The organism is Pseudomonas sp. AG1028 (assembly GCF_007993955.1).
Taxonomy (GTDB): Bacteria; Pseudomonadota; Gammaproteobacteria; order Pseudomonadales; family Pseudomonadaceae; genus Aquipseudomonas; species Aquipseudomonas straminea.
The window spans coordinates 301,983-322,962 of sequence record NZ_VIVP01000004.1 but is presented as its reverse complement, the minus strand read 5'-3'; the positions used below and the strand labels follow the sequence as shown (position 1 = coordinate 322,962).

Below are 20,980 nucleotides of genomic sequence, written 5' to 3'. Positions count from 1 at the left end.
ATGTGAGCCCAACCGGAAAATCGATCCTGCTGGTCGATGACGACCAGGATATTCGTGAACTGCTGCAAACCTATCTCGGCCGCGCCGGCCTTCAGGTACGCACCGTGGCCGACGGTGCGGGGTTTCGTGAGACCTTGTGCGAGGGTGGCGCCGACCTGGTCATCCTCGACGTGATGCTGCCCGATGAGGACGGCTTCAGCCTGTGCCGCTGGACCCGCGAGCACCAGCGCTTCGCCCAGGTGCCGATCATCATGCTGACCGCCAGCTCCGACGAGGCCGACCGCGTCGTCGGCCTGGAACTGGGCGCCGACGATTACATCGGCAAACCCTTCAGCCCCCGTGAACTGCTGGCGCGTATCAAGGCGCTGCTGCGCCGGGTCAATTTCGCCCATGAGCGTAGCGCCGACGTGCTGGTGTTCGACGACTGGCGCCTGGACATGGTCAGTCATCGGCTGTTTCACCTCGACGGCGAGGAAGTGCTCTTGTCCGGCGCCGACTTTGCGTTGCTCAAGCTGTTTCTCGATCACCCGCAGGAGATTCTCGACCGCGACACCATTGGCAACGCCACCCGCGGCCGCGAGATGATGCCCCTCGAGCGCGTCGTCGACATGGCGGTGAGCCGCCTGCGCCAGCGCCTGCGCGATACCAGCAAGCCGCCACGACTGATCCGCACCGTTCGCGGCAGCGGTTACCAGCTGGCCGCCAGCGTCAGCGCCCAGGCCGGCAATGCGCGCTGACTGGCGTCGGCTGCTGCCGATTCCACGCTCGCTGCTGGGCCGCATGCTGCTGCTGACGCTGCTCTCGGTGCTGGTGGCGCAGACGCTGTCCAGCGCCATCTGGCTGTCGCAACTGCGCGCCACTCAGCTCGAAGGCCTGGTGACCTCGGCGCGCAGCCTGGCCCATTCGATGTCGGCCAGTGTGCGCTACTTCCGCTCGCTGCCGGTGGCCTACCGGCCCATGGTGCTCGATCAGCTGCGCAGCATGGGCGGCACCCGTTTCGTGGTCAGCCTCAACGACCGGCCGCTGGCCATGCAGCTGCTGCCCGCCACGCCGCGCAAGCTGGCGGTGACCGAGGCGGTGAGCGATGTGCTGCATGCGTCCTTGGGCAAGAATGCGGACATCTCCGTGAGCTTCGTCAGCCCCGATGACCTGCGCATCTTCAACGGTGGTGTGAAGCTCGACGAGCTCCCCCGTTCCTGGGCCCATTACGCCCTGACCCTGGAGCCGGTCAATCCACCGGTACTGGTCACCCAGATCCAGCTGGCGCCCGGCGAATGGCTGTATATCGCCTCGCTGTTGCCCGAACCCTACACCAGCCTGGAAGAGCCGGTGCTGCCGACCCAGCAGCTGTGGTTCATCCTGCTGAGCAGCGGTTTTCTGCTGCTGTTCATCGGCATTCTGGTGCGCTGGCAGAGCCGGCCACTCAAGCGCCTGGCGCGGGCCGCGCGGCACCTGTCGCTGGGCGCCGACATCCAGCCGGTGGAGGAGGCTGGCGGTAAGGAGGTGGTCGAAGTGGCGCGGGCCTTCAACGCCATGCGCGAGCGCATCAGCCGTTACCTGACCGAGCGCGCCCAGCTGTTCAGCGCCATTTCCCATGATCTGCGCACGCCGATCACCCGGCTGCGCCTGCGCGTCGAGCTGCTCGACGACGAAGCGCTGCAGACCAAGTTCGGCCGCGATCTCGACGAGCTGGAGCTGCTGGTCAAGGGCGCGCTGCAGTGCGTCAAGGACACCGACATCCACGAGAACATCGAATCGGTAGACCTCAACCAGCTGCTGCACTGCCTGGTCGAGCCTTACCTGGCGCCGACCGGCAATGGCCGGGTGACCCTGCATGGCGAGGCCGGCGCGGCCTATCTCGGCAAACCCCTGGCGCTGCGCCGCTGCATCGGCAACCTGATCGACAACGCGCTCAAGTACGGCCACCGCGCCCATCTGCATGTCGAAGATGACGACGAAGCCTACGTGCTGCACGTCGATGACGAAGGGCCGGGCGTGCCGGAGCAGCGCCTGGAGCAGGTGTTCGAGCCACATTTTCGTCTGGCCGGGCAGCAGCAGGGCTACGGCCTTGGGCTCGGCATCGCGCGCAACATCGCCCACAGCCATGGCGGCGAAGTGAGCCTGCAGAACCTGCGCGAAGGCGGCCTGCGGGTGACCCTGCGCCTGCCGCGGATGCCCGATTGAATGTCACAGCCCTGTGACAAAGCCGCCGGCCTTCGTTACCTGAGCAGCCCCGGCGCGCCAGTAGACTCGGGCAACCACAGCCCACGAGCCGGACGGGCAACTTGCCCCTGAACCGCCCGCTCGCTTGCATGGAATAACAACAATGATCGTACCCCCATTACCCGCCGACAGCTGGCTGGTAAAGCCTGCCCACCAGGCCTGGCTGAATGCCGAAGGCCTGCGCCTGCTGCCGTTCGCGCGCGCATCCAAGGTCGAAGATGGCTTCGCGGCCCTCGATGAAAGAGGCGCGCTGCCGCCCGATGCCATCGCTGAATTGATTCACACCACACGCATGACCCATTGCTTCGCCCTGGCTCATCTGCAGGGCATTCCTGGCTATGGCGCACTGGTCGATCACGGCGTCGCTGCGCTGCAAGGCCGGCTGCGTGACGAGGTGGTCGGCGGCTGGTTCGCCGATGCCACCCGCAAGAGCGACAAGACAGCCTATCTGCATGCCTTCGTGGCGCTGGCGGCCAGTTCCGCCCAGGCGGCTGCGCGACCCGGTGCTGATCTGCTATTGGAGGAGGCGATCGGCATCCTCGAACGGCATTTCTGGAGCGAGGAGGAGGGCGCGCTACGCGAGAGCTTCAGCCGCGACTGGTCCCAGGAAGAAGCCTACCGTGGCGCCAACAGCAACATGCACGGCGTGGAAGCCTTTCTCGCCCTGGCCGATGTAACTGGCGACAGCGTCTGGCTGCAGCGTGCGCTGCGCATTGCCGAGCGGCTGATTCACGGGCATGCCGCCGCCCGCGGCCATGCGGTGGTCGAGCATTTCGACCGCCAGTGGCAGGCGTTGCCCGAGTACAACGCAGACAACCGCGCCGATCCGTTTCGCCCTTACGGCAGCACGCCCGGCCATAGCTTCGAGTGGGCGCGCCTGCTGCTGCACCTGGAAGCCGCTCTGCAGCGCGCGGGGCTGGAGGCGCCCGGCTGGCTGCTGGATGATGCCCGCGGCCTGTTCGACAGCGCCTGCCGCGACGCCTGGCACGCCGATGGCGCGCCAGGGCTGGTCTACACCCTAGACTGGCACGCCCAGCCGGTGGTGCGGGCGCGCCTGCACTGGGTGCAGGCCGAAGCCAGTGCTGCGACCGCGGCGCTGCTGCGACGCACCGGGGAGTCGGATTACGAGCAGTGGTACCGATGCTTCTGGGAATTCACCGGCCGGCATTTCATCGACCTGTGCCAGGGCAGCTGGCATCACGAACTGGATACCGAGAATCGCCCGGCGGCCAGCATCTGGCCTGGTAAACCCGATCTGTATCACGCCTACCAGGCCGTGCTGCTGCCGCGTCTGCCGCTGGCGCCGAGCCTGGCCACGGCACTTTCGGCCATGTAACTGGGTGGTGACATTCACGCATCCCTTCGTTACCTGGCTCTCTGGAAACCCTGATTAAACTCCCTGCAACGCAAGCACCATGACTTGCCGCTAACAATAAAGAAAGGTACTTCGATGAACGCGATCACCCGTCTCGCTACTGCCGTTTCTCTCGCCTCCCTGTTTCCCCTCACCGCGCTGGCGGCCGACTCCAAAGGTACGGTCGAGGTCGTGCATTGGTGGACCTCTGGTGGCGAAGCGGCAGCCGTCAAGGTCCTGCGTGAGCTGGTCGAGAAGGACGGCTACACCTGGAAGGACAGCGCCGTAGCCGGTGGTGCCGGCTCGGCCGCCATGACCGTGCTGAAGACCCGTGTGGTCTCCGGCAACCCGCCGGGCGCCGCGCAGATCAAGGGCCCGGACCTGCAGGAGTGGGGCGCACTGGATCTGCTCGCACCGCTGGATGACGTGGCCAAGGCCAACAACTGGGATGGCCTGCTGTCGAAAACCGTCGCCAACACCATGAAGTACGACGGCCACTACGTCGCCGTGCCGGTGAACATCCACCGCGTCAACTGGCTGTGGATCAACCCGGCAGTCTTCAAGAAGGCCGGCATCGACAAGGCGCCGACCACCCTGGACGAACTCTACGCCGCTGGCGACAAGCTCAAGGCTGCCGGCTTCACGCCGCTCGCCCACGGTGGCCAGCCGTGGCAGGACAGCACCGTGTTCGAAGGCCTGGTGCTCGGCATCATGGGCGCCGAGGGCTATCACAAGGCGTTCGTCGAGAACGACGAGGCGACCTTGACCAGCCCGAAAATGACCGAAGTGTTCACCGCGCTGAAAAAGCTCTCCACCTACATGGACGACAACCGCGCCGGCCGCGACTGGAACCTGGCCACTGCCGAAGTCATCGACGGCAAGGCCGGCATGCAGATCATGGGCGACTGGGCCAAGAGCGAATGGACCGCCGCCGGCAAGGTCGCGGGCAAGGACTACCAGTGCGTGCCGATGCCGGGCACCGCCGGCAGCTACACCTACAACATCGACTCCATGGCCATGTTCAAGCTCAAGAACGAGGGCGACATTGCCGCTCAGCACGACCTGGCGCGCATCGCTCTGGAGCCCGAGTTCCAGTACGTGTTCAACGAGAACAAGGGCTCGATCCCGGTACGTTCGGACCTCGACATGAGCAAGTTCGACAGCTGCGCCCAGGCCTCCATGAAGGATTTCCAGGAAGCCGACAAGGCCGGCAAGCTGGAGCCGAGCATGGCCCACAGCATGGCTACCAACCTGGCGGTGCAGGGCGCGATCTTCGATGTGGTCACCAACTTCATGGCCGATAAGAACGCCGACCCGAGCAAGGCCGGCGCGCAAATGGCCGCGGCGATCAAATCCGCTCAGTAACCTGAAGCGGGCCGCCGTCCGGCGGCCCGCCTGATTTCACCTTCCACTGCGTGACGGGCATTTGGCTCGCCCCTGGTGGAGTTCGTTCCGAGTTTCTGCAATCACGGTAGGCCCGATGAGTGTCACGACGGTAATCGGCAAGGCTTCACCCTTCGATGCGCTGCAGCGCTGGCTGCCCAAGCTGGTGCTGGCGCCCACCATGCTGGTGGTGCTGGTGGGGTTCTACGGCTACATCCTGTGGACGGCAGTGCTGTCGTTCACCAATTCCAGCTTCATGCCCAGTTACAAGTGGGTGGGCCTGCAGCAATACATGCGGCTGATGGACAACGACCGCTGGTGGGTCGCCAGCAAGAACCTGATGGTCTTTGGCGGCCTGTTCATCGCCATCAGCCTGGTCATCGGCGTGCTCCTGGCTGTGTTGCTCGATCAGCGCATCCGCCGCGAAGGCGTGATCCGCACCATCTACCTGTACCCCATGGCGCTGTCGATGATCGTCACCGGCACCGCCTGGAAATGGTTGCTCAACCCCGGCCTGGGCCTGGACAAACTGTTGCGTGACTGGGGCTGGGAAGGCTTTCGCCTGGACTGGCTGGTCGACCCCGACCGAGTCGTCTACTGCCTGGTGATCGCCGCGGTGTGGCAGGCCTCAGGCTTCGTTATGGCGCTGTTTTTGGCCGGGCTGCGCGGCGTCGATCAGTCGATCATCCGCGCCGCCCAGGTCGATGGCGCGAGCTTGCCGACCATCTACCTGCGCATCGTGCTGCCAAGCCTGCGCCCGGTGTTCTTCAGCGCGGTGATGATCCTCGCTCACATCGCCATCAAGAGTTTCGACCTGGTGGCGGCGATGACCGCAGGCGGCCCTGGCTACGCCTCCGATCTGCCGGCGATGTTCATGTACAACTTCACCTTCAGCCGCGGCCAGATGGGCATCGGCTCGGCCAGTGCGATGCTGATGCTCGGCGCGATCCTGGCCATTCTGGTGCCGTATCTCTACTCGGAATTGCGAGGCAAGCGCCATGACTAAAGCCTTCAGTCCAAGCCGCCTGGCGATTCACGCCACCCTGTTGTTCGCCGCCGCGCTGTACCTGGTGCCGCTGGTGGTGATGCTGCTGACCAGCTTCAAGACTCCCGAAGACGTGCGCGCCGGCAACCTGCTTTCGCTACCCGATGTGTTCACCCTGATCGGCTGGGTGAAGGCCTGGGACGTGGTTGGCGGGCATTTCTGGAACTCGGCGAAGATGGCCATTCCGGCGGTGCTGATCTCCACGGCCATTGGCGCGCTCAACGGCTACGTGCTGTCGATGTGGCGCTTCCGCGGCTCGCAGCTGTTCTTCGGCCTGCTGCTGTTCGGCTGCTTCCTGCCGTTCCAGACCATCCTGCTGCCGGCCTCGTTCACCCTCGGCAAGTTCGGCCTGGCCAACACCACCGTCGGCCTGGTGCTGGTGCACGTGGTGTACGGCATCGCCTTCACCACGCTGTTCTTCCGCAATTTCTACGTCAGCGTGCCGGATGCTCTGGTCAAGGCCGCGCGCCTGGATGGCGCGGGGTTCTTCACCATCTTCGGGCGCATCCTGCTGCCGATGTCGGTGCCGATCATCATGGTCTGTCTGATCTGGCAGTTCACCCAGATCTGGAACGATTTCCTGTTCGGCGTGGTGTTCGCCAGTGGCGACGCCCAGCCGATCACCGTGGCCCTCAACAACCTGGTCAACACCAGCACCGGGGCCAAGGAATACAACGTGGACATGGCTGCGGCGATGATCGCCGGGCTGCCGACCCTGCTGGTGTACATCCTGGCGGGCAAGTATTTCCTGCGCGGCCTTACGGCTGGCGCGGTAAAGGGCTGAAAGCCCTGCTTTCAGAGTGGAGAAGTAGATGGCAACGCTCGAACTGCGCAACGTCAACAAGTCCTACGGCAGCGGCCTGGCGGACACCCTGAAAAGCATCGATCTGAAGATCGACGATGGCGAATTCCTGATCCTGGTCGGCCCCTCGGGTTGCGGCAAATCCACCCTGATGAACTGCATCGCCGGCCTGGAGAACATCAGCAACGGCGCCATTCTGGTCGACGATGCCGACATCAGTGGCATGAGCCCCAAGGATCGCGACATCGCCATGGTGTTCCAGTCCTACGCGCTGTACCCGACCATGAATGTGCGCGACAACATCGCCTTCGGGCTGAAGATGCGCAAGATGGCCCCGGCGGCCATCGACGAGGAAGTGGCGCGGGTCGCCAAGCTTTTGCAGATCGAGCACCTGCTGGCGCGCAAGCCTGGCCAGCTGTCCGGCGGCCAGCAGCAGCGCGTGGCCATGGGGCGGGCCCTGGCACGACGGCCGAAGATCTACCTGTTCGACGAGCCGCTGTCCAACCTCGACGCCAAGCTGCGCGTGGAGATGCGCACCGAAATCAAGCTGATGCACCAGCGCCTGAAAACCACCACGGTGTACGTCACCCATGACCAGATCGAGGCCATGACCCTGGGCGACAAGGTGGCGGTGATGAAGGAGGGCGTGATCCAGCAGTTCGGCACGCCGCAGCAGATCTATAACGACCCGGCCAACCAGTTCGTGGCGAGCTTTATCGGCTCGCCACCGATGAACTTCATCCCGGTACAACTGCAGCGCCGCGACGGCCAGGTGTGGGCCGTGCTCACCTCTTCGGCCGGGCGCTGCGAACTGCCCATGGGTGAGCTGCCCGAAGGCGCCGAGCAGCGTGACATGCTGCTCGGCGTGCGCCCCGAGCAGGTGCAGCTGGCGGGCGCGGAGCAAGGCCACGGCCTGCCTGCGCAGGTGGAAGTCACCGAGCCGACCGGGCCGGACACCCTGGTTTTCGTCACGGTCAATGACAGCAAGCTGTGCTGTCGCCTGGCGCCGGATCAGGCACCGGCGGTCGGCCAGCCTCTGCAACTGTCCATCGACGCGGCGCGCGCCCTGCTGTTCGACGCCAACAGCGGTGAGCGCGTGCGGCCCCTGGCCCGCGCCGCGCAGCCAAGCAATGTCACCTCGCTAACGAATCGTTGAGAAGGAGCCGGCCTCGCAGTCCTGAGGCTGGTAAAGCAAAGCGGTAACAACAATAAAAAACTGCAGGAGAGGATATGAAACGATCAGCAGGTATCGGCCTGGCCTTGGCGCTGGGCTCCCTGACACTGCCGGTTACGGGCATGGCGACGGAATTTTCCGGCTACGTGCGCAGTGGTGCCGGCACGGCCGACGGCAACGGCCGGCAATCATGCTTCCAACTGCCGGGCGCACGCTCCAAGTACCGTCTGGGTAACGAGTGCGAACACTACGCCGAGCTGGATCTGCGTCAGGATCTGTTCACGCTCGACGACGGTTCGGTGCTGAGCATCGAGGGCATGGCCCAGCTGTTCAACGAATACGGCCACACGCCGAAATTCACCGGCGACCGCGGCACCGCGCGGATGAACCAGATGTACGCCGAGTGGAGCAAGATGCCGGCGCTCAACGGCGGCTCGCTGTGGGCCGGGCGACGTTTCTACAAACGTAACGACATCCACATCTCCGACTTCTACTACTGGAACCAGAGCGCCACCGGTTTCGGTATCGACGAGATGAAGATCGGTGATTACAAGTACAGCTATGTGTTCTCGCGCAAGGACAGCTACGACCAGAAGGAATACATCAACCGTCACGACTTCAACGTCGGTGGCTTCATCACTAACCCGGGTGGCGAGGTCGAAGTGGGCGTCAGCTATATCGACAAGCCTTCTTCCGTTGACGATTCGAACAGTGGCTGGGCGGTGACCGGCCAGCACGTGCAGAAGAACTTCCTTGGCCTGGGCGGCGACAACAAGTTCGCCCTGCAATACGGCGAGGGGCCGGGCACCGGCCTGGGTTACACCGGCGACCCTACCCTGGATCGCAGCGCCAAAAGCTGGCGTGTGGTGGAGTTCTTCGACTTCCAGATGACTCCGCGTCTGGGCGGCCAGGTACAGGCCGTTTATCAGAAAGACAAACGTGAAGATGGCGGCGACCAGGACTGGTGGTCGGTGGGCGGGCGTACCAGCTATGCCTTCACCCAGCAGTTCAAGCTGGTCGGCGAGATTGGTCATGATCAGGTGGACGCTAGTGGCGGCACCCGCAAACTGAGCAAGTTCACCGTCGCACCAACCTGGTCGCCGAACGGCCCCGGCTTCTTCGAACGTCCGGAAATTCGCCTGTATTACACCTACGCCACCTGGAACAAGGCGGCGCAGGAAGCCGCGAACCTGCTCGCTGAAGGCTCGGCCCTGTCGGATACCGGTGCTTTCGGTAGCGCGCGCAACGGCTCGAACTTCGGTGTGCAGGTCGAGTACTGGTGGAAGTAGGGCGCTGATACCTTTGCGCTTGCGTGGCTCCAGTGGTGGGTTACGCGGCGCTCCGGTACCGTGCTGAGCCGCCGTTGGCGTTCTGGCGCAGTTCCACACCCACCCTACGGACCCCATCCCGTGAGGTGGGTGGAGGCGCTGATCGCTGGTGTTGGCCTTGGCTCGGTCTTCGTGCGCCGTAACCCACCATTGAGATCGGCGTGGCCCGCGCGGTGGGTTACGCAGCGCTCCGGGATCGTGTTGAGTCGTTGTTAGCGTTCCGGCGCCGCTCCACCCACTCTACGGACCCCATCCTGTAGGGTGGGTGGAGGCGCTGGTCGCTATTGTCGAGCCGGCATCGATCTTTGTGCGCCGCAACCCACCATTGGTATCGCGTATCAACCCGGCTCTTCGCTGGCTGGGTAACGGCTGGCATTGAGGCTTTCCTTGATCTTGCGCAGGTGCGGCTGGAAATCCGCGCCGCGGCGCAGCGTCATGCCGGTTGCCAGTACGTCCAATACCGTCAATTGAATGATGCGCGAGGTCATCGGCATGTAGATGTCGGTGTCTTCGGGCAGCGGAATATGCACGCTCAGGCTGCAGGCCTGGGCCAGCGGTGAGCCGGCGGCGGTCAGGCCTAGTACCGAGGCGCCATTCTCCCGCGCCAGGCGCGCCACCTCGACCAGCTCGCGGGTGCGGCCGGTATAGGAAATGATCACGAACAGGTCACCGGTGTGCGCCACCGAGGCGAGCATGCGCTGCATCAGCACGTCGGCGTGGGCGGATACTGCGAGGTTGAAGCGGAAGAACTTGTGTTGGGCGTCCAGCGCCACCGGCGCCGAGGCGCCAAGGCCGAAGAAGTGGATCTGCCGGGCCTGGATCAGCAGGTCGACGGCGCGACTGATCAGATGCGGGTCCAGGCTCTGGCAGGCGCTGTCCAGTGAGGCGATGGCGCTGCCGAAAATCTTGCGGGTATAGGCCTCGGGCTCGTCGTCGGCTTCCACCGCGCGGCTCACGTACGCGGCGCCGCTGGCCAGGCTCTGAGCTAGCTGCATCTTCAGTTCCGGGTAACCGTTTACGCCGAACGAGCGGCAGAAACGGTTGACCGTTGGCTCGCTGACCTGGGCGGCCTGGGCGAGGGCGGCGATGCTCAGGCGGGTGGCCTGCTGCGGATTGAGCAGTATCACTTCGGCGACCTTACGCTCAGCCTTGTTCAGGCTCTCGAGGCGGCCCTGGATCTGTTCGAGAAGGTTGCGCACGCGATCCATTATTGTCCTTGTTCGATGAAATGCCGGGTTAATCCTAAGCCGGGGCTGGTCTACTGGCTACCGGCTTCCACGCACTCTACGAATATGTTGTGGTTATTACTACATTTTCGGTTGCGAAATGGCGATTTACTCGCTATCAATAGGGCAACTTGATAGAAGAACAAAGATCATGTCGATGATTCCCGTTGAGCCTTGTACCCTCGCACTGTTTGGCGCCCTGGGCGATCTGGCATTGCGCAAGCTGTTTCCCGCCCTCTATCAGCTCGACCGTGCCGGGCTGCTGCACGAGGATACCCAGTTGCTCGCCCTGGCGCGCGACAGCGGCGACCCTGACAAGCACCTGAGTACTATCGACGCGCATCTTCGCCGTTACCTACCAGCTTCCGAGCTGGACGAGACGGTGATGCAGCGCTTTCAGGGGCGCATGCGTTATCTGAGCATGGAATTCCTGCCCGCCGACAGCTACCCGCAGCTGGCCGAAATGGTCGGCAGCGGTCGCCAGCTGATCGCCTATTTCGCCACACCGGCCTCGGTGTACGGCGGCATCTGCGCCAACCTGGCAGCGGTCGGCCTGGCCGAGAACACCCGGGTGGTGCTGGAGAAACCCATCGGCCATGACCTCGATTCTTCGCGCGCGGTCAACGATGCGGTGGCGGCCTATTTCCCGGAAAGCCAGGTCTACCGGATCGATCACTACCTGGGCAAGGAAACGGTGCAAAACCTCATTGCCCTGCGCTTCGCCAACAGCCTGTTCGAGACCCAGTGGAACCAGAACCACATCACCCACGTGGAAATCACCGTGGCCGAGAAGGTTGGTATCGAAGGCCGCTGGGGCTACTTCGACAAGGCCGGCCAGCTGCGTGACATGATCCAGAATCACCTGCTGCAGCTGCTTTGCCTGATCGCCATGGACCCGCCGGGCGACCTGTCGGCCGATGCCATCCGTGACGAGAAGGTCAAGGTGCTCAAGGCTCTGGAGCCGATGACCGCCGAGCAGCTGTCGCGTCATGTGGTGCGTGGCCAGTACGTGGCCGGCACCAGCGATGGCAAGCCGGTGCCCGGTTATCTGGAAGAAGAGAATTCCAACGCCCAGAGTGACACCGAAACCTTCGTCGCCCTGCGCGCCGACATCCGCAATTGGCGCTGGGCCGGCGTGCCGTTCTACCTGCGTACCGGCAAGCGCATGGCGCAGAAGCTGTCGCAGATCGTCATCCATTTCAAGGAACCGCCGCACTACATCTTCGCGCCGGAGCAGCGCCAGTTGATCGGCAACAAGCTGATCATCCGCCTGCAGCCGGACGAGAGCATTTCCCTGCAGGTGATGACCAAGGATCAGGGCCTGGACAAGGGCATGCAGCTGCGCAGCGGCCCGCTGCAGCTGAATTTCTCCACCGCCTACAAGAGCGCGCGGATTCCCGATGCCTACGAGCGGCTGCTGCTGGAAGTGATGCGCGGCAACCAGAACCTGTTCGTGCGCAAGGACGAGATCGAGCACGCCTGGCAGTGGTGCGATCAGCTGATCGCCGGCTGGAAGAAACTCGGCGACCCGCCCAAGCCATATGTCGCCGGCACCTGGGGGCCGATGAGTTCCATCGCCCTGATCACTCGCGATGGGAGGGCCTGGTATGGTGATCTCTGACCTCGAATTTCCCGTGGGCGTGGTCGCCCGCAGTCACAGCGATGCGCAGCATCTGGCGAGCGCGCTGGCCGAGAACGTGGCCGGCGCGCTGCGCGCTGCCATCGACAGCCACGGCCAGGCGACCCTGGTGGTGTCCGGTGGGCGCAGCCCGATCGCTTTCTTCAAGGCGCTGTCGCAGCAATCCTTGCCCTGGAACAAGGTGCTGGTAAGCCTGGCCGACGAGCGCTGGGTGCCAACCAGTCACGAGGACAGCAACGAGGCGCTGGTACGCCGCCATCTGCTGCAGGGGCCAGCTGCCGAGGCTCGGTTGCTGGGGCTGTATCACAGTGCTGGCAGCCTCGAGGAGGCGGCCGAACTCACCGAGCAGGCGCTGCGTGACTTGCCAGTCATCGACGTGCTGGTACTGGGCATGGGCACCGACGGGCATACCGCCTCACTGTTCCCCAATAGCCCGAACCTGGAAGAGGCGCTCAGCGAAAACTGCCCGCGCCGCTGCCTGCCGATGCTGGCACCCAGCGTGCCGCACCAGCGCCTGACCCTGACCCTGCCGCTACTCAGGGCGGCCCGCCTGCCGCTGCTGGCGATCGAGGGGCCGGGCAAGCTCGCGGTACTCGAACAGGCCCTGCAGCAAGACAATCACAAGAACATGCCGATCAGCGCGTTCCTGCGCGCGCCGCTCGAAATCTACTGGTGCCCTTAGGCCCGAAAGGAACACGACCATGACACAAGCCATCAGCCGTCCAGCCCCGACCATGGCGGAAAAGATCGAAAGCATCGACGCGCTCTGCGCCCGTGCGCGGATCATGCCGGTGATCACCATCGCTCGTGAGGAAGACATCCTGCCGCTGGCCGACGCCCTGGATGCCGGCGGCCTGCAGGTGCTGGAAATCACCCTGCGCTCGCCCCATGGCCTGACCGCCATTCGCCGCCTGCGTGAAGAACGCCCGCACCTGTGCGTGGGCGCCGGCACGGTGCTCGATCGCCACGTGCTCGAAGCGGTGGAGGAGGCCGGCGCCCAGTTCATCGTCAGCCCCGGTTCTACTGACGAGCTGCTGCGCGCCGCGCTGCAGAGCCAGGTGCCGATGCTGCCGGGCGTGGCCAGTGCCTCGGAGATCATGGTCGGCTATGCCCTGGGCTATCGCCGCTTCAAGCTGTTCCCGGCCGAGGTCTGTGGCGGTACCGCCGCACTCAAGGCGCTGGGCGGACCGTTTGGCGATATCCGCTTCTGCCCGACCGGTGGTGTCGGCCCGGCCAACGTGCAAAAGTACATGGCGCTGGCGAACGTGATGTGCGTGGGCGGCAGCTGGATGCTCGACAGCAGCAAAGGCTGGGACGCCGTACGCCAGGCCAGTGCCGACGCCCTGGCGCTGCTGGGCTGAATCACGGCCCGCCACGTGCGGGCCTGCATGACCATTTCTGTCGCCGGCTCGATGCCTCCGTCGCGCCGGCGTCTCTATTTCCGAGGTTCCGAATGACCCTGCGCATCAGCAAAGACACTCGCCTGTGCATGTCGCTGTCCGGGCGGCCCGGTAACTTCGGCACGCGTTTTCAGAACTACCTGTACCGCGAGCTGGAGCTGGATTACCTGTACAAAGCGTTCACCACCAGCGATCTGCCGGCGGCCATCGGCGGCATCCGTGCCCTTGGCGTACGCGGCTGTGCGGTGTCGATGCCGTTCAAGGAGGCCTGCATCGAGCACCTCGATGGCTTGCACGACTCGGCGGCGACCCTGCAGTCGGTCAACACCATCGTTGCCGATGATGGCCGGCTGACCGGCTACAACACCGACTACAGCGCGGTGGTGAAACTGCTCCAGAAACACGGCGTGCCTGCGGCCAGCCGCTATGCCTTGCGTGGTAGCGGCGGCATGGCCAAGGCCGTGGCCTGCGCATTGCGCGACAGCGGCTTCGCCGACGGTTGCATCGTCGCCCGAAACGAGGCGGCGGGCAGGGCGCTGGCCGAGCAGTGCGGTGTGCACTGGCGCGAGGCGTTGGACGACGAACCGGCGCAGTTGCTGGTCAACGTCACGCCACTGGGCATGCGTGGCGCCGAGGCCGAACAGTTGGCCTTCAGCGAGCAGGCGGTGGCGGCGGCGCAGTGGGTTTTCGACGTGGTCGCGGTACCGGTGGAAACCCCGCTGATCCGCCTGGCCCGTTCTCTCGGCAAGCCAGTGATCACCGGCGGCGAAGTGATCGTGCTGCAGGCCGTCGAGCAGTTCGTGCTGTACACCGGCGTGCGCCCTGATAACGAGCTGATCGAGCGGGCCGCGTGCTTCGCCCTGGCCGATTAGCAACGCCCGTCTCCTACCGTGTTCTGACCGGGCTTCTGGGCCCGGTCATTAAAAGTTTGCACTTTCCGTTTCCCGGCCAAGTCGTAAAAGGTGTAGGGCATGGCGCTGCGTCGAGCGCTCTGCCAGACGCTGGCTTCGCCGTAGCGCCATGCCCTGCAATCCGAACGGAACGCCTTATCCAGGCTTCCGAAGCCAGGTGCGTCGCTAACCGGCGGCCGCCGACAGACGAGCAAGGAGATAGCCATGGGCTTGGGAACCATACTGCTGATCATTCTGATCCTAATGCTGATTGGTGCCATCCCGGCATGGCCGCACAGCCGCAGCTGGGGCTACGGCCCGACCGGCGGCCTCGGTCTGGTGCTGGTCATCGTGCTGGTGCTGTTACTACTGGGCTACATATGAGCCAGCGCCTGCATCGCTGATGCAGGCGCCGCCGCCAGCGGCAAACACCGCTGGCGGCGGCTCGACTCAGGCAATACTCGCTTTACCCCCCCCTCATTGTTATTTGCGGAGGCTGCCTGCTTGGATCTGGTGATTGCACGGCCCGAAGGCCTGTACTGTCCTCCCGGAGATTTCTATATCGACCCCTGGCGCCCCGTCGAGCGCGCCGTCATCACCCACGGCCATGGTGACCATGCGCGCACCGGCAGCGCCCATTATCTGGCCGCAGCGCCGGGTGAGGGTATTCTGCGCACGCGCCTGGGTCGCGACATCAATTTGCAGACCCTGGCCTACGGCGAAACCATCGACCACCATGGCGTGACCCTGAGCTTCCATCCCGCCGGGCACGTGCTGGGATCGGCCCAGGTGCGCCTGGAGTACCGGGGCGAAGTCTGGGTCGCCTCGGGCGACTACAAGGTCGAGCCGGACGGCACCTGCGACCCGTTCGAGCCGGTGCGTTGCCATACCTTCATCACCGAGTCGACTTTCGGTCTGCCGATCTACCGCTGGCAGCCCCAGGCGCAGATCTTCGCCGGCATCAACGACTGGTGGCGCCAGAACCAGCAGGCCGGGCGCGCCAGCGTGCTGTTCTGCTACGCCTTTGGCAAGGCGCAGCGCATCCTGCATGGCATCGACGAAAGCATCGGGCCGATCCTCGGTCATGGCTCCATGGAACCGCTGCATCAGGTGTATCGCGATGCTGGCGTTTACCTGCCCGAAACGCGCTATGCCGGTGATGTGCCAAAGGGCGACCCGCTGCTGCGCCAGGCGCTGGTCCTGGCACCGCCGTCGGCTGGCGGCAGCACCTGGATACGCCGTTTCGGCGATTACAGCGATGCCTTCGCCAGTGGCTGGATGTTACTGCGCGGCACGCGCCGGCGCCGCGGCGTGGATCGGGGTTTCGTGTTGTCCGACCACGCCGACTGGCCGGGCCTGCTGTGGGCCATCGAGCAGACCGGCGCCGAGCGGGTGATGGTCACCCACGGTTCGGTGAACATTCTCGTTCGCCATCTGCGCGAACACGGCCTGGATGCCCAGGCGTTCGCCACCGAATACGGCGAGGAAGACGACGCGGCCGTGGAGCCAAGTTCATGATCGCCTTCGCGCAACTGTATGCGCGCCTTGACGCCACCACTTCGAGCAACGCCAAGCTTGCTGCCCTGCAGGATTACCTGCGCGATGCCGAGCCGGCCGATGCCGCCTGGGCCGTGTACTTTCTGGCCGGTGGCCGGCCGCGGCAACTGGTGCCTTCGCGGCAACTGCGCGAACTGGCGATGCAGCGCGCCGGGCTGTCCGACTGGCTGTTCGAGGAAAGCTACTCGGCGGTGGGCGACCTGGCGGAGACCATCGCGCTGTTGTTGCCCGAGGCCACCTCGACCTCTGCGGACGGTCTGGCGGTGTGGGTCGAGCAGAAGCTGCTGCCGTTGCGCGGCCTGCCGCCCGATGAACTGGCGATGCGCCTAGACGCCCTGTGGGCGCAGCTCGACCGGCAATCGCTGATGGTCAGCATCAAGCTGATCACCGGCGCGTTCCGAGTCGGGGTTTCCAAGCTCTTGGTCACCCGCGCTCTGGCGGCCATCGCCGAGGTCGATGCCAAGCGCGTCGCTCAGCGTCTGGTCGGCTATACCGACCTGTCGAACCGACCCACGGCGGCGTCCTACCAACGGCTTATCGCCGCTGAGTCCGAAGACGAGCACGCCCAGCGCGGCGGCCAGCCCTATCCGTTCTTTCTCGCCCATCCGCTGCAGCGCCCGCTGGAGGAATTCGACGCCAGCCTGGGTTCGCCCGGCGACTGGCTGATCGAGTGGAAGTGGGATGGCATTCGCGCGCAGCTGGTCAAGCGCGACGGCCAGCTGTGGGTCTGGTCGCGGGGTGAGGAGTTGATCAGCGAGCGCTTTCCCGAACTGCAGGAATTGGCGCCGCTGCTGCCCGACGGTACGGTGATCGATGGCGAACTGGTGGTCTGGCGGCACGCGCCGGAAGCGACCGCCAGGCAGGGCGAGTTGATGGCCGCGGCGGCGGACGAGCCTGCCGAGCGCCTCAACGATCAGGTCGAGGAGCAGCTCGAACGCTTCGGCATTCAGCCGTTCGCCTTGCTGCAGCAGCGCATCGGCCGCAAGACCCTCAGCCGCAAGCTGCTCGAGGAAGTGCCGGTGGCGGTGCTCGCTTACGACCTGCTGGAGTGGCAGGGCGAGGACTGGCGCAGCCACCCGCAGCACCAGCGCCGTGCGCAGATGGAACAGGTGGTGGCCAGCTGTGCCAGCCCTCGGCTGATGCCGTCGCCGCTGCTGCACGGCGACACCTGGCAGGCGCTGGCCGAGCAGCGCGAAGCCTCACGCTCGCTGGGCGTCGAGGGCATGATGCTCAAGGCCCGTGAGTCGGCCTACGGCGTGGGGCGCAGCAAGGACGTCGGCGTGTGGTGGAAGTGGAAGATCGACCCATTGAGCGTCGACGCCGTGCTGATCTACGCCCAGCGCGGTCATGGCCGGCGCGCCAGTTTGTACAGCGATTACACCTTTGCCGTGTGGGATGGCGCGCCGGGCGACCCGGAGCGGCGCCTGGTGCCGTTCGCCAAGGCTTATTCGGGCCTGACCGACGAGGAAATGCGCAAGGTCGATGCCATCGTGCGCAAGACCACGGTGGAGAAATTCGGCCCGGTGCGCAGCGTCACCCCCAGCCTGGTTTTCGAGCTGGGCTTCGAAGGCATCGCCCGTTCGCCCCGGCACAAAAGCGGCATCGCCGTGCGCTTTCCGCGGATGCTGCGCTGGCGTCATGACAAAGGCGTGGAGGAGGCCGATACCCTGGAGCTGCTGCAGGAATTGCTGCCATGAGCCTGGCCAGCACCTGGCTGCAGCGTAACGGCTGGAAGGCTTTCGATTTCCAGAAGGAGGTCTGGCAGGCCGTCGCCGATGGGCAGAGCGGCTTGCTGCATGCCTCCACCGGCGCCGGCAAGACCTACGCGGTATGGCTGGCCGCGCTCAATCGTTTCGCTGGTAAGGCGCCGCCGAAAAAGGCCGAAGGCAGCAAACGAGCGCCGCCAGCGGCGCCGTTGACGGTGCTGTGGATCACCCCGATGCGCGCCCTGGCTGCCGATACGCAGCGCGCCTTGCAGGCGCCGGTCGACGGCCTGGAACTGCCCTGGACGGTGGGCATGCGTACCGGCGACACCGGCAGCGCCGAGCGCCAGCGCCAGACGCGGCGCCTGCCCACGGCGCTGGTCACCACCCCCGAAAGCTTGACGCTGCTGCTGACTGGCGCCGACGCGAAAAACCAGTTCGCCCATGTCGGCATGCTGGTCGTGGACGAGTGGCACGAGCTGCTCGGCAACAAGCGCGGTGTGCAGTTGCAGCTGGCCCTGGCGCGGCTGCGCCGGTGGAATCCGCAATTGGTCGTCTGGGGGCTGTCGGCGACGCTGGGTAATCAGCCTCACGCTCTGGAGGTCTTGCTGCCCGACGGCAACGGGCGTCTGGTGCAAGGCGAGCAGGGCGGCAAACCGCTGATCGACACCCTGTTGCCGCCGGCGGTGGAGCGCTTTCCCTGGGCCGGTCACCTGGGTTTGCGGTTGCTGCCCCAAGTGGTCAAAGAGCTGGAGAGCAGCAGCGTGAGCCTGGTGTTCACAAATACCCGCTCGCAGTCGGAGCTCTGGTATCAGGCATTGCTCGAGGCCCGGCCGGACTGGGCCGGGCTGATCGCCCTTCATCACGGCTCGCTGGCCCGAGAAGTGCGCGACTGGGTCGAGAACGGGCTCAAGCAGGGCAAGCTCAAGGCGGTGGTGTGCACCTCCAGCCTGGATCTGGGGGTCGACTTCCTGCCGGTCGAGCGGGTGTTGCAGATCGGCTCGGCCAAGGGCGTCGCACGCCTGTTGCAGCGCGCCGGGCGCTCTGGTCATGCGCCCGGGCGTACCTCGCGCGCCACCCTGGTGCCGACCCACGCCGTGGAACTGCTCGAGGCGGCGGCCCTGCAGGATGCGGTAGCGGCAGGGCGGATCGAGGCCCGTGAATCCCCCCATCAGCCGCTGGACGTGCTGGTCCAGCACCTGGTCAGCATGGCCCTCGGCGGTGGCTTCCGGCCTGACGAGCTGCTGCGCGAAATACGCAGCACCTGGGCCTATCGCGACCTCGACGAGGCGCAGTGGCGCTGGGCACTGGCCTTCGTGCGCCAGGGCGGCGAGTCCCTGAGTGCCTACCCAGATTACCAGCGTGTCGAGCCGGACGCAGAGGGCGTGTGGCGGGTGCCCAGCCCGCGCCTGGCGCGGCGCCACCGGATGAGCGTGGGCACCATCGTCAGTGATGCCAGCCTGACCGTGAAATGGTGGAGCAAGGGCGGCGGTGGCGGTTCCCTGGGCAGTGTGGAAGAGGGTTTCATCGCCCGCCTGCGGCCCGGCGACGTGTTCCTGTTCGGCGGCCGCCCATTGGAGCTGGTGCGGGTCGAGAACATGACCGCCTACGTCAAGCGCAGCGCTGCCGGCAAAGCCAGCGTACCGCGCTGGAATGGCGGGCGCATGCCGCTTTCCAACACCCTGGCCGAAGCGCTGGTGGCGCGCTTCGGCCAGGCTGCTCAAGGCCGTTTCGAGGGCCCGGAAATGTGCCTGCTGCAGCCGCTGCTCGAGGTGCAGGCCAACTGGTCGGCATTGCCGTCGCCCGGCACGTTGCTGGCCGAAACCCTGCATTCGCGCGAAGGCTGGCACCTGTTTCTCTATCCCTTCGCCGGGCGCAACGTGCATCTTGGGCTGGCCAGCCTGCTGGCCTGGCGACTGGGCCAGCGGCGGCCGTTGAGTTTTTCCATCGCGGTCAACGACTACGGCCTGGAGCTGCTGTGCGCCAGTGAAGTGCAGTGGCAGCAACTGCTCGACGATGACCTGTTCGGCGAACAGGATCTGCTGCATGACGTGCTCGCCAGCCTCAATGCGGGTGAACTCGCACAACGGCGTTTCCGTGAGATCGCACGGATCGCCGGGCTGGTGTTCGGCGGCTACCCCGGAGCAGGCAAGAGCCTGCGCCAGGTGCAGGCCTCCAGCGGCCTGTTCTTCGACGTGTTCCGCCAGTACGACCCCGGCAATCTGTTGCTCGCCCAGGCCCATGACGAAGTGCTGAGCCAGGAGCTGGACGTGCAGTTGCTGCGCCATACCCTGGCCGACATGCGCGCCGCACGGCTGAACCTGCACGCCTTGCGCCGCGCCACGCCGCTGGCGTTCCCGTTGATGGTCGAGCGCTTTCGCGAGCGGCTCAGCTCGGAAAAGCTCGCCGACCGCATCGCCCGCATGCTCGGCGAACTGGAGCGTGCCGCCGGGCCTGGCCCGCAAGTGGCGGACGCACCGCTGGTCGAGGCCGAACCGGCGAGCCGCCGCCGCGAGCGCAAGCGTAAGGATGGACGCCCGCGAGGCAAGGCCAAGGCCGGATCTGCATGAGCGCACCTCATCTGGCAGTGGAGCTGGCCGGGGAAATCCTCTGGCTGCTGGCCGACAAGGCGCTGTACTGGCCGGCCCGCCGGGGCCTGCTGATCGCCGATGCGCATTTCGGCAAGGCGGCCACCTGTAGGGTACTCGGTCAGCCGGTGCCCCAGGGCACCACGGCGCGCAACCTACAGCGCCTCGACCGGCTGCTGCAGGACTATCCCACCCGGCAACTGATCTTTCTCGGCGATTTCCTACACGCGAGGCCGGCGCGCAGTGGCAGCACCCTGGCCGCCCTGCAGGCCTGGCGAGCCCGTAATGCCGAGCTGCAGATCCTGCTGGTACGCGGCAACCATGATCGCAGCGCCGGCGATCCCCCGGCCGAGCTGGGTATCGACGTGGTGGGCGAGCCCTGGCCGATGGGGCCGTTCGCTCTGTGTCACGAGGTACTGGAGTGCCCGGGCCGCCATGTGCTGGCCGGGCACCTGCATCCGGTGTTCGTGCTGCGTGGGCGAGGGCGGGACCGGTTGCGCATGCCGTGCTTCTGCATCGAGCCGGCGGCGACACTGCTACCGGCGTTCGGCGAGTTCACTGGCGGCATGGCCATCGAGTCGATGCCAGGGCGGGCCATTTATGGCGCCCTGGATGGAGCAGTGTGGCGATTGGCCTGATCATGGTGTGGCATATCGCCACAGTTCGGT

18 protein-coding genes are annotated in these 20,980 nt (G+C 65.4%); 17 read left to right on the top strand and 1 reads right to left on the bottom strand.

The genetic code is table 11. The annotated features are described in order from the left end of the window. Positions 1-2: 2 nt before the first annotated feature. The 8 genes from FB481_RS08595 (at position 3) to FB481_RS08560 (ending at position 9,270) form a co-directional block, all read left to right on the top strand. Positions 3-737, top strand: a complete 735-nt coding sequence (locus FB481_RS08595; RefSeq protein ID WP_147175995.1) for a response regulator — start codon at positions 3-5, stop codon at positions 735-737. Further along, the gene (locus FB481_RS08590; RefSeq protein WP_147175992.1) at positions 727-2,184 is read left to right on the top strand and encodes an ATP-binding protein; all 1,458 of its coding nucleotides are present in this window, start codon (positions 727-729) and stop codon (positions 2,182-2,184) included. The genes FB481_RS08595 and FB481_RS08590 overlap by 11 nt, the downstream gene beginning before the upstream one ends. Positions 2,185-2,326: 142 nt before the next feature. After that, entirely contained in the window at positions 2,327-3,559 is a 1,233-nt protein-coding gene (locus FB481_RS08585; protein ID WP_147175990.1) for an AGE family epimerase/isomerase, read from the top strand. A gap of 114 nt (positions 3,560-3,673) precedes the next feature. Continuing rightward, a complete protein-coding gene (locus FB481_RS08580; protein ID WP_093506922.1) occupies positions 3,674-4,942 on the top strand; it encodes an ABC transporter substrate-binding protein in 1,269 nt (422 codons plus the stop codon). 115 nt (positions 4,943-5,057) lie between these two features. Next, entirely contained in the window at positions 5,058-5,966 is a 909-nt protein-coding gene (locus FB481_RS08575; RefSeq protein ID WP_027905186.1) for a carbohydrate ABC transporter permease, read from the top strand. Then, positions 5,959-6,789 (top strand): carbohydrate ABC transporter permease, encoded by an 831-nt coding sequence (locus tag FB481_RS08570; RefSeq protein WP_027905187.1) that lies wholly within the window; start codon positions 5,959-5,961, stop codon positions 6,787-6,789. Before FB481_RS08575 ends, FB481_RS08570 begins: the two co-directional genes overlap by 8 nt. Before the next feature lie 28 nt (positions 6,790-6,817). Then, the gene (locus tag FB481_RS08565; protein ID WP_147175988.1) at positions 6,818-7,963 is read left to right on the top strand and encodes an ABC transporter ATP-binding protein; all 1,146 of its coding nucleotides are present in this window, start codon (positions 6,818-6,820) and stop codon (positions 7,961-7,963) included. Positions 7,964-8,037: 74 nt separating this feature from the next. Continuing rightward, on the top strand, positions 8,038-9,270 hold the full coding sequence (locus tag FB481_RS08560; RefSeq protein ID WP_147175986.1) for a carbohydrate porin: 1,233 nt from the start codon (positions 8,038-8,040) through the stop codon (positions 9,268-9,270). 377 nt (positions 9,271-9,647) lie between these two features. On the opposite strand, the gene FB481_RS08555 is transcribed toward FB481_RS08560, so the two are convergent. After that, positions 9,648-10,508 (bottom strand): MurR/RpiR family transcriptional regulator, encoded by an 861-nt coding sequence (locus tag FB481_RS08555; RefSeq protein WP_178109855.1) that lies wholly within the window; start codon positions 10,506-10,508, stop codon positions 9,648-9,650. Positions 10,509-10,686: 178 nt separating this feature from the next. On the opposite strand from FB481_RS08555, the gene zwf reads away from it, so the two are divergent. From zwf to pdeM, 9 genes are all read left to right on the top strand, one after another. Continuing rightward, positions 10,687-12,156 carry a glucose-6-phosphate dehydrogenase gene (gene zwf, locus FB481_RS08550; protein WP_093506934.1) on the top strand — a complete coding sequence of 490 codons (1,470 nt, stop codon included), beginning with the start codon at positions 10,687-10,689 and terminating at the stop codon, positions 12,154-12,156. Then, positions 12,143-12,856, top strand: coding sequence for a 6-phosphogluconolactonase (gene pgl, locus FB481_RS08545; protein ID WP_147175984.1), 714 nt, complete (start codon positions 12,143-12,145; stop codon positions 12,854-12,856). Before zwf ends, pgl begins: the two co-directional genes overlap by 14 nt. Positions 12,857-12,875: 19 nt before the next feature. Further along, complete coding sequence (locus FB481_RS08540; protein WP_147175982.1) at positions 12,876-13,535, top strand: bifunctional 4-hydroxy-2-oxoglutarate aldolase/2-dehydro-3-deoxy-phosphogluconate aldolase; 660 nt, start codon at positions 12,876-12,878, stop codon at positions 13,533-13,535. A 92-nt stretch (positions 13,536-13,627) separates the two neighbouring features. Continuing rightward, on the top strand, positions 13,628-14,446 hold the full coding sequence (locus tag FB481_RS08535) for a shikimate 5-dehydrogenase (RefSeq protein WP_093506941.1): 819 nt from the start codon (positions 13,628-13,630) through the stop codon (positions 14,444-14,446). A gap of 243 nt (positions 14,447-14,689) precedes the next feature. Beyond that, positions 14,690-14,848 carry a DUF3309 family protein gene (locus tag FB481_RS08530; protein WP_004373322.1) on the top strand — a complete coding sequence of 53 codons (159 nt, stop codon included), beginning with the start codon at positions 14,690-14,692 and terminating at the stop codon, positions 14,846-14,848. Positions 14,849-14,968: 120 nt separating this feature from the next. Further along, positions 14,969-15,982: a ligase-associated DNA damage response exonuclease gene (locus FB481_RS08525; RefSeq protein ID WP_147175980.1), complete on the top strand. Its 1,014-nt coding sequence runs from the start codon at positions 14,969-14,971 to the stop codon at positions 15,980-15,982. Then, positions 15,979-17,718, top strand: coding sequence for an ATP-dependent DNA ligase (locus FB481_RS08520; protein ID WP_147175978.1), 1,740 nt, complete (start codon positions 15,979-15,981; stop codon positions 17,716-17,718). The genes FB481_RS08525 and FB481_RS08520 overlap by 4 nt, the downstream gene beginning before the upstream one ends. Continuing rightward, complete coding sequence (locus FB481_RS08515) at positions 17,715-20,294, top strand: ligase-associated DNA damage response DEXH box helicase (RefSeq protein ID WP_147175976.1); 2,580 nt, start codon at positions 17,715-17,717, stop codon at positions 20,292-20,294. Before FB481_RS08520 ends, FB481_RS08515 begins: the two co-directional genes overlap by 4 nt. Next, positions 20,291-20,950: a ligase-associated DNA damage response endonuclease PdeM gene (gene pdeM / locus FB481_RS08510; protein WP_147175974.1), complete on the top strand. Its 660-nt coding sequence runs from the start codon at positions 20,291-20,293 to the stop codon at positions 20,948-20,950. The genes FB481_RS08515 and pdeM overlap by 4 nt, the downstream gene beginning before the upstream one ends. Positions 20,951-20,980 lie beyond the last annotated feature (30 nt).

Bases quoted from the DNA above. Each gene is read 5' to 3' on its own strand.
- FB481_RS08590 (WP_147175992.1), top strand. From the start codon at position 727: ATGCGCGCTGACTGGCGTCGGCTGCTGCCGATTCCACGCTCGCTGCTG.
- FB481_RS08585 (WP_147175990.1), top strand. From the start codon at position 2,327: ATGATCGTACCCCCATTACCCGCCGACAGCTGGCTGGTAAAGCCTGCC.
- FB481_RS08580 (WP_093506922.1), top strand. From the start codon at position 3,674: ATGAACGCGATCACCCGTCTCGCTACTGCCGTTTCTCTCGCCTCCCTG.
- FB481_RS08575 (WP_027905186.1), top strand. From the start codon at position 5,058: ATGAGTGTCACGACGGTAATCGGCAAGGCTTCACCCTTCGATGCGCTG.
- FB481_RS08570 (WP_027905187.1), top strand. From the start codon at position 5,959: ATGACTAAAGCCTTCAGTCCAAGCCGCCTGGCGATTCACGCCACCCTG.
- FB481_RS08565 (WP_147175988.1), top strand. From the start codon at position 6,818: ATGGCAACGCTCGAACTGCGCAACGTCAACAAGTCCTACGGCAGCGGC.
- FB481_RS08560 (WP_147175986.1), top strand. From the start codon at position 8,038: ATGAAACGATCAGCAGGTATCGGCCTGGCCTTGGCGCTGGGCTCCCTG.
- zwf (WP_093506934.1), top strand. From the start codon at position 10,687: ATGTCGATGATTCCCGTTGAGCCTTGTACCCTCGCACTGTTTGGCGCC.
- pgl (WP_147175984.1), top strand. From the start codon at position 12,143: ATGGTGATCTCTGACCTCGAATTTCCCGTGGGCGTGGTCGCCCGCAGT.
- FB481_RS08540 (WP_147175982.1), top strand. From the start codon at position 12,876: ATGACACAAGCCATCAGCCGTCCAGCCCCGACCATGGCGGAAAAGATC.
- FB481_RS08535 (WP_093506941.1), top strand. From the start codon at position 13,628: ATGACCCTGCGCATCAGCAAAGACACTCGCCTGTGCATGTCGCTGTCC.
- FB481_RS08530 (WP_004373322.1), top strand. From the start codon at position 14,690: ATGGGCTTGGGAACCATACTGCTGATCATTCTGATCCTAATGCTGATT.
- FB481_RS08520 (WP_147175978.1), top strand. From the start codon at position 15,979: ATGATCGCCTTCGCGCAACTGTATGCGCGCCTTGACGCCACCACTTCG.
- FB481_RS08515 (WP_147175976.1), top strand. From the start codon at position 17,715: ATGAGCCTGGCCAGCACCTGGCTGCAGCGTAACGGCTGGAAGGCTTTC.
- pdeM (WP_147175974.1), top strand. From the start codon at position 20,291: ATGAGCGCACCTCATCTGGCAGTGGAGCTGGCCGGGGAAATCCTCTGG.